Source organism: Winogradskyella sp., from assembly GCF_013042245.1.
Classification (GTDB): domain Bacteria; phylum Bacteroidota; class Bacteroidia; order Flavobacteriales; family Flavobacteriaceae; genus Winogradskyella.
Genome location: NZ_JABDQL010000065.1, coordinates 1 through 8119, shown reverse-complemented (window position 1 = coordinate 8119; position 8119 = coordinate 1). Strand labels below are relative to the sequence as shown.

Annotated in this window: 9 protein-coding genes; 6 read left to right on the top strand and 3 right to left on the bottom strand. The window is 34.3% G+C overall.

From position 1 onward, the window contains the following. Positions 1–224 precede the first annotated feature (224 nt). The 6 genes from HKP48_RS05235 to HKP48_RS05210 all read left to right on the top strand — a co-directional run bounded on the left by HKP48_RS05235 (position 225) and on the right by HKP48_RS05210 (position 5291). Positions 225–386, top strand: a complete 162-nt coding sequence (locus tag HKP48_RS05235; protein WP_296343552.1) for a DUF5522 domain-containing protein — start codon at positions 225–227, stop codon at positions 384–386. 14 nt (positions 387–400) lie between these two features. Beyond that, positions 401–2404: a urocanate hydratase gene (locus tag HKP48_RS05230; RefSeq protein ID WP_296343555.1), complete on the top strand. Its 2004-nt coding sequence runs from the start codon at positions 401–403 to the stop codon at positions 2402–2404. A gap of 12 nt (positions 2405–2416) precedes the next feature. Then, entirely contained in the window at positions 2417–2986 is a 570-nt protein-coding gene (locus tag HKP48_RS05225) for a DUF4136 domain-containing protein (RefSeq protein ID WP_296343550.1), read from the top strand. Between the two features lie 120 nt (positions 2987–3106). Next, complete coding sequence (locus HKP48_RS05220) at positions 3107–4750, top strand: SulP family inorganic anion transporter (RefSeq protein WP_296343548.1); 1644 nt, start codon at positions 3107–3109, stop codon at positions 4748–4750. 125 nt (positions 4751–4875) lie between these two features. Next, entirely contained in the window at positions 4876–5067 is a 192-nt protein-coding gene (locus HKP48_RS05215) for a cold-shock protein (protein WP_296343546.1), read from the top strand. A gap of 68 nt (positions 5068–5135) precedes the next feature. Beyond that, on the top strand, positions 5136–5291 hold the full coding sequence (locus HKP48_RS05210) for a hypothetical protein (protein ID WP_296343545.1): 156 nt from the start codon (positions 5136–5138) through the stop codon (positions 5289–5291). A gap of 50 nt (positions 5292–5341) precedes the next feature. On the opposite strand, the gene HKP48_RS05205 is transcribed toward HKP48_RS05210, so the two are convergent. The 3 genes from HKP48_RS05205 to HKP48_RS05195 form a co-directional block, all read right to left on the bottom strand. Next, positions 5342–6226: a prolyl oligopeptidase family serine peptidase gene (locus tag HKP48_RS05205; protein ID WP_296343543.1), complete on the bottom strand. Its 885-nt coding sequence runs from the start codon at positions 6224–6226 to the stop codon at positions 5342–5344. 36 nt (positions 6227–6262) lie between these two features. After that, entirely contained in the window at positions 6263–7438 is a 1176-nt protein-coding gene (locus HKP48_RS05200; protein WP_296343553.1) for a hypothetical protein, read from the bottom strand. 212 nt (positions 7439–7650) lie between these two features. Continuing rightward, positions 7651–8119 (bottom strand): IS1595 family transposase (locus HKP48_RS05195; RefSeq protein WP_296343541.1); only part of this gene is annotated, 469 nt, incomplete at its 5' end.

Sequence of the window (8119 nt, the reverse complement as noted above, 5' to 3'; positions counted from 1 at the left end):
ATGATATAGTAAAACTGTAACATTATGACTTTTATGGATATATTTACTATTCTGTGACATCGAGTCACAAAATAGTAATAATTAACGAGGCAAGCCTCGAGGTATTAAACCTGAAAGCGAATAAAGTAAGACCATAATAACCTTTTGGCACTATATATTTTGAAATCAATATCACGTACTGTCTTACTCAAAAATCACTCCAAAATCCATTATCTTTGTGATATATGAAAAAATACATCCCAATTGAAGATGGTGATTATTATTTAACACCTGAAGGTTATCGCTGTTTCACAGAACAGTACCACTTAAAACGAGGTTACTGTTGCGAAAGTGGATGCAGACATTGTCCTTACGGATTTTCAAAAGAAAAATTAAAGAAGAAATAATGCAAACAACTCAGATAGGATTTAAACAACAGGTATTAGAAGGTATACCAGAACACTTACCTGCTCCTAAATTATATGACAATTCTATAAATCACGCGCCTATCCGAAAGGATATTTTATCTATAGAAGAGAAAAAATTAGCCTTGCAAAATGCATTACGTTATTTCGATAAAAAGTATCATGGTGTTTTAATTGAAGAATTTAAATCCGAGCTTGAAACTTATGGCCGTATTTACATGTATCGCTTTAGACCCGATTATAAAATGTATGCGCGACCTATAGATGAATATCCCGCTAAGTCAAAGCAAGCCGCAGCGATAATGCTTATGATTCAAAATAATCTGGATTACGCCGTAGCGCAGCATCCGCATGAGCTAATTACCTATGGTGGAAATGGTGGTGTTTTCTCAAATTGGGCTCAGTACCGATTAACTATGAAGTATTTGGCTGAAATGAATGATGAACAAACCTTAGTGATGTATTCTGGACATCCTATGGGTTTATTTCCATCTCATAAAGAAGCGCCTCGTGTTGTAGTGACAAACGGTATGATGATTCCTAACTATTCAAAACCAGACGATTGGGAAAAATATAATGCGCTTGGTGTTACACAATACGGACAAATGACCGCTGGAAGTTATATGTACATTGGTCCTCAAGGTATTGTTCACGGCACAACCATAACTGTTTTAAATGGTTTTAGAAAAATTGGAAAGTCCCCAAAGGGCAACCTATTTGTAACCTCTGGTTTGGGTGGTATGTCAGGCGCGCAACCAAAAGCCGGAAATATTGCAGGGTGCATAACTGTTTGTGCCGAAGTGAACCCAAAAATTACCCAAGTACGTTTAGACCAAGGTTGGATAGACGAAAAAATTACAGATTTAGATGCGCTTGTTTTAAGAGTCCATAAAGCTAAAGCCGAAAAAGAAACTATTTCGATAGCTTACCTAGGTAATATTGTTGATGTATGGGAAAAGTTTGATGAAGCAAATATTCATATAGACTTAGGAAGTGACCAAACTTCACTTCATAATCCTTGGGCAGGAGGTTACTATCCCGTTAGCTTATCATTCGAAGCATCAAATAAAATGATGGCAGAACAACCTGAATTATTTAAAGAAAAAGTTCAAGAAAGTTTACGACGTCAGGTTAATGCTATAAATAAACATACCAAAAAAGGAACTTACTTTTTTGACTATGGAAATGCTTTTTTATTGGAAGCGTCTCGTGCAGGTGCTGATGTTATGAGTAATACACCAAGTATTGGCAGAGAATTTAAATATCCAAGCTATGTTCAAGATATTATGGGACCAATGTGCTTTGATTATGGCTTTGGTCCTTTCCGTTGGGTTTGCGCCTCTGGAAACCCTAAAGATTTAGAAAAAACTGATAAAATCGCTTGTCAAGTTCTTGAAAAACTCATGGAAACAGCACCTAAAGAAATTCAGCAACAAATGGCAGATAATATCCAATGGATAAAAGGTGCCCAAGACAATAAATTGGTAGTCGGTTCTCAAGCAAGAATTCTTTATGCAGATGCAGAAGGTCGTGTGAAAATTGCAGAAGCTTTCAATAATGCTATTAAAAATAATGACATCGAATATGTTGTTTTGGGACGTGACCACCATGATGTTTCTGGCACAGATTCTCCATACAGAGAAACCAGCAATATTTACGACGGTTCTCGATTTACAGCTGACATGGCCATACATAACGTCATTGGCGATAGTTTTAGAGGCGCAACATGGGTAAGCATACACAATGGTGGTGGCGTTGGTTGGGGCGAAGTTATTAATGGTGGTTTTGGTATGGTTCTTGATGGTAGTATAGAAGCTGATAAACGCCTGAAACAGATGTTGTTTTGGGATGTTAACAACGGTATCTCAAGACGAAGTTGGGCTAGAAATGAAGGTGCAATATTTGCTATAAAACGTGCCATGGAAAGTGAACCTAACTTAAATGTAACATTACCCCATATTGTTGATGATGAACTTTTAAATGGACTCGAACTCAAATAAACGACTCAAATTATGAAAAAGACAATTACAATTATTTCTTTGCTACTGCTAACCGTTTCTATAAGCTCATGTAGCTCCGTACGGGTAGCATCAGATTATGATAAAGAAACTGAATTTAACAATTATAAAACCTTTGCTTTTTTTAAACCAGGAATTGATAAAGCTGAAATCAATGATATTGATAAACGTCGTATTTTAAAGGCAATTGAATCTGAATTAATGGCCAAAGGCATGAAAAAATCTAGTAATCCAGATATGTTAGTTAGTATTTTTACTAAGTCTAACCAACGTGTAGACATCTACAACAATGCCTGGGGCGCTGGGGCTTGGGGCTGGGGTGGTTTTAATCGCTGGGGTTGGGGACCTGGTTGGGGAGCTGGCTGGGGCGGCAATCAAGTTTCAACCAGAACCGAAGGCATCTTATTTGTAGACTTTATAGATACCAATAAGAAACAATTGATATGGCAAGGTAGCGGTACTGGTTATCTCGTCACTAAAAATCCCGATAAAAAAGAAGCGAGAATTAAAGAATTTGTGTCTAAAATGATGACAAAATATCCACCAGCAGAAGAAACCAAATAATATTACTATTATATAAATATCAAAGAGCATTCAGATGTTGAATGCTCTTTTTTTGCTTTGTGAGTAAAAATATAATGTCCTATAAAAGTGTATCTTTGCCCACTTTTAAGATAACATTTTATGATTTTAGGCCAAACAACTCGAAAGAATTTTACGCAAAACCCAAAAAACGATATTCTCTCTGGACTAACGGTTGCTTTAGCATTAGTGCCAGAAGCTGTGGCATTTGCTTTTGTTGCAGGCGTTGATCCCTTAGTAGGTCTTTATGGTGCTTTTATGATGGGGATTGTTACTGCCCTTTTTGGAGGTCGACCAGGAATGATTTCTGGTGCAACAGGCGCTATGGCTGTTGTCATGGTATACCTTATTCAAAAAGGAAATGAGGTTGGTTTAGCATTAGATAATCCAACTGAAAATCTTGGACTACAATGGTTATTTATCACCTTATTATTCGTTGGTGGTATTCAAATATTAGCAGGCGTTTTTAAATTAGGAAAGTTTGTTCGTTTGATTCCGCACCCAGTAATGATGGGCTTCGTAAATGGCTTGGCTATCGTCATTTTCCTTTCGCAATTAGGTCTTTTTAAAGAAACTGTCAATGACGAAAAGGTATTTATCACAGGAGCTGCACTTTGGACTATGTTAGGCTTAATAGCCTTAACTATGGCTATCATGTTTGGTTTACCAAAACTGACTAAAAAAATCCCCGCAGCTTTAACTGCTATAATTGTTGTTGCAGCCATAACAATATTTGGAAATATAGATGTAAGTACAGTTGGTTCATTTATTAGAGATGGTGGTGGCGAAGGTCTACAAGGTGGATTGCCTACATTCCAAACTCAAATTTTTGGTTTATTCGATTCGCTTAATGGATATTGGGACTTAATCTTATCTACCGCTTTTATACTTGCTGCTGTTGGTTTAATTGAGTCTTTGATGACTCTTAATCTCATTGATGAGATGACCGAAACTCGAGGAAACGGGAACCGTGAATGTGTTGCCCAAGGTGGTGCAAATATCTTAAATGGACTCTTTGGCGGAATGGGTGGCTGCGCTATGATTGGTCAGTCTATAATTAATGTAGATTCTGGTGGGCGTGGACGTTTATCTGGTGCAGTAGCTGCAATAGCATTATTATGTTTTGTTTTGTTTGGTGCACCTCTTATAGAGCAAATTCCTATTGCTGCCTTGGTTGGTGTGATGTTTATGGTAGTTATCGGGACGTTTGCTTGGTCTAGTTTTAGAATTATTAGAAAAATCCCTTTATCAGATGCCATAGTTTTAATAGCTGTATCCGCTATAACAGTATGGAAAGATTTAGCCGTAGCCGTTATCGCTGGTGTTATTGTTTCTGCATTAGTTTTTGCTTGGAAAAACGCGACTATGATTAGAGCGCGTAAACGTATTCAACCAGACGGAACGAAGACGTATGAAATTTGGGGACCTTTATTCTTCGGTTCTATTCAGAATTTTAATTCTAAGTTTGATGTTAAAAATGACCCTAACAAAGTAGAAATAGATTTTGTAGAGTCTCGTGTAAGTGATCATTCTGCACTTGAAGCTATTTTCAGTATTGTCAACAAATATGAAGCTGCGGGAAAATCTATAAAACTTAAACATCTAAGCGAAGATTGTAAAATTTTACTCAGAAAAGGAAGTCCGAAATTTGAAGAAGTTATTGTCGAAGCTGTCGATGACCCAAGGTATCATTTAGCTGCTGACCCTGAAAAATTTACAAAACCACTGTCTGAATACAACATATAATTTTTTTTATAAGCTTACAGCTTAAGGTTCAGTTGATTAGCTTTTTAATTTGTAATTAAAAATATAAAATCTCTGAAAATCAATTAATTAAACTACTTTTGCAGCTTAATTTAATATATTTTAATATGAGTACTGGTACAGTAAAATTTTTTAATGATTCTAAAGGTTTTGGATTCATAACAGAAGAAGGAAACGACAAAGATCATTTTGTACACATTTCTGGTTTAATTGATGAAGTTAGAGAAGGAGATAATGTAGAGTTCGATTTAACCGAAGGAAAAAAAGGATTAAACGCAGTTAATGTAAAAGTTATATAAGCATATACCTTACAATCTTTTTGAAAAAAAAGCCTATCTAACGATAGGCTTTTTTTATTTAATAATATATGAAGCTTTCAATCGTTGCTCTTACCTTTTCGGCAGAAGGTGTCATGGTTTGCTCTAAGGTAGGATTTAAAGGAATAGCAGGCATGTTTTCTCTACCAATGGTCATGACTGGTGCATCTAAATATTTGAAGTATTTTTTTTTAAAGTTTCCCTAAAAGCGCTCACATAAAACTGTTAGTTCTGGTTGCTAAAAACCATCCGCTTTCTAATTGTTTTTTAATTGAAAATCGGGATGACCAGTTTGCCAAAAAACAAAAGCAAATACATTACCCCATTCTTCATAAATTTTTCTGTCAGATGTTTGATTACCTTCATGACCTGATTCAAAATCCGCATATAACAACACAGGTTTTTTTAGTTGATTTACATTTTGTAATCGTGCAGCAAATTTACCTGACTCCCAAGGTACAACTCTAGGGTCATTCATGCCGACTGTAAGATATGTTGCTGGATAATCGATACTGTCTATGATATGCAAATAAGAATCCATCTCTATCATTGCCATAGCTTCTGTAGAATCTTTCATCGTACCAAATTCTTTGATATTAGAGCCACCACCACCTGGCTGTGTTTCCATACGTGTAGGGTTTAGAACTCCATATTCTGATATAACAGCAGCAAATAAATCAGGTCGTTCTGTCATTGCACGACCAACCACAATTCCACCAGCACTTGACCCATAAAGAGCAATATTTTTATTAGTAGTGAATTTGTTTTCAATCATATACTCAGAACAAGCTATTAAATCTTTCCAAGAATTTGGCTTAGTAGTCTTTAAGCCTGCATTATGCCAATCTTCTCCTTTTTCACCACCACCTCTTACATGTGCTGTACAATAAATGCCTCCTTCTGCGACCCAGCCGAGAATCAAAGGTGCATAATACGGATTGGTAGAATCTCCATAAGCACCGTAGGCTTCTATCATTGTTGGTGATTCTTCAGTGATTTTGGTTTTATCATATATGATTGATAATGGTACTTCTGCACCATCGTGTGATATAACCATAATCTGTTCAGAAATTATATTATCAAATTCTGGGTATTCTACTGATTTAGAAAGTTCATCTTTTACAAATTTTCTATTTGACAAATTGTATCTATAGCGTTCATTTGAACTAGTCCAACCTCAAAGCGACACCCATATATCATTGGAAGTTAATGACCTAGAAGTCAAAGTTATTCTGCCAGAAGATTTTGGTAACTGAATTTGTGTAGCTTCCCCGTCAATGATTTCATATAAAAAAGCTTCAATACCAAGTCTAGATGTTGTTACGTAAAGTGCATTTTTTGTAACTCTAAATGTTTTTATCACTTCATCATTTGGAGGTGTGAAAATAATATTTGTTTTATCAAAATTAGGATTTAATAGACTTGTTGAGGCAATTTCATAATTCTTTGAATTTTTACTTGTAATAAAGTAATAATCGTCATCTTTTACAATGCCATAACTAGATTTGATTTTATGCTTTTCTTTGTAAAGAGAATACCAATTTAGCTTTCCGCTTTTTATGTCCTCAATTTTTGCATAGTAGGCATCCCAAAAATTATTAACACCAGCCATGTATGCAATTATATATTTATCCGTTACATTTTTGATTTTAGTAGAAGGATAATCTATTGGAGTAATATTATATTCAGAATGTGTTTTGTTTCCAAAAATATAGTTAATAGTATTAGGGTCTTGCCCTATGGTATATAGCACAGATTGGGTATTTCTTTTGAAATCTTTTTCGCTAGAGTCTGAATTTGGGAAATAAAGATAAGTAAAACCACTGCTATCAGGTAACCAGTTAATGCCTAAAAAAGAATTTGGCCATGCATTTTTTAGATTAACAGGTAATACCCTTTTCGTATGCGTCTCAATGATAATTAAATCAGAAATTTCTTTGCCAGAATGGCTTAATGAAACGACAACATATTTTTCATCCCAACTTGGTTTACTATAATTAATGGTGTAAACTTCTTCTGTTTCTTTTTTATATATTATTGGATCAAATAAAATTTGTTCCTCATTTGTTTTAGAATCGTAGTAATATAATTTATAGTACTGCTCACCTATATTTTTCTTTCTGTAGAATCTATTGTTACTCTCTGTAGTGTAGTTACCTCTTATATAGAAAGACTTTCTATTATCAATTTCATACAATTTATCGATTAGTAAATCTCTATTTGGTATTTTGTCTAGAATAGATATACTATAATCTGTTTGTTTTTTATACCATGTTATTAAAGTAGAATCTTTAATATTTTCCATATTTCGGTATGGGTCAGCTATTTTCTTACCGAAATAAGATTCAACTATATTTTCGCCAACTATTTTTGGAGGATTATAAGTTTCAATTTTTTTTGATTTATCAGTACAACCAAAAACAGAAATTAAAAAAAAATATACTACAAAACTATATATATATATATATATATCTCATATGATAAAAATAAAAAAACTTCTGAAGATTGTTTCCTTCAGAAGCTTCAAATTTAGAAATTTTTAATAAAGGTTATAGAGGTCAGTAGTTAGTTACTTATCAAATCAGATTGATATATAACATCGTTATTGACCATTTTAGTTATTAAGTTATTAAATATTGTTGCTTTGCTTTGCGAGCGATTTATTCTAAAACAAAACTCGTTAAAGTACCTGTTTAAATTAGCGTCACTTACCCAAGAGTACGTCGTTCTAATCCAAGATTTAATCTGGTGTATCATTGTGTGTAACGCTTTAAAATTCAATCCATTGTTACTTTCAATTTGCGTAATGTTATAAGCTTTAGATATTGGTCTATATCCACGCCATTTGTCTGTTGTTACTTTAGCATCACGACTAATATGATTGATAAATATGTACTGAAGTGATTGTGCTGAAAAATCATCTATTTTCATAGCATACATTCTTCTTACTTTTCCGTCTTCCGTAAGCTGAACTGCTGTTACAGCTTTCTTTTTCTTAGTATCATAACTCCTTCCTATTTTGTTTTCTTCCTTA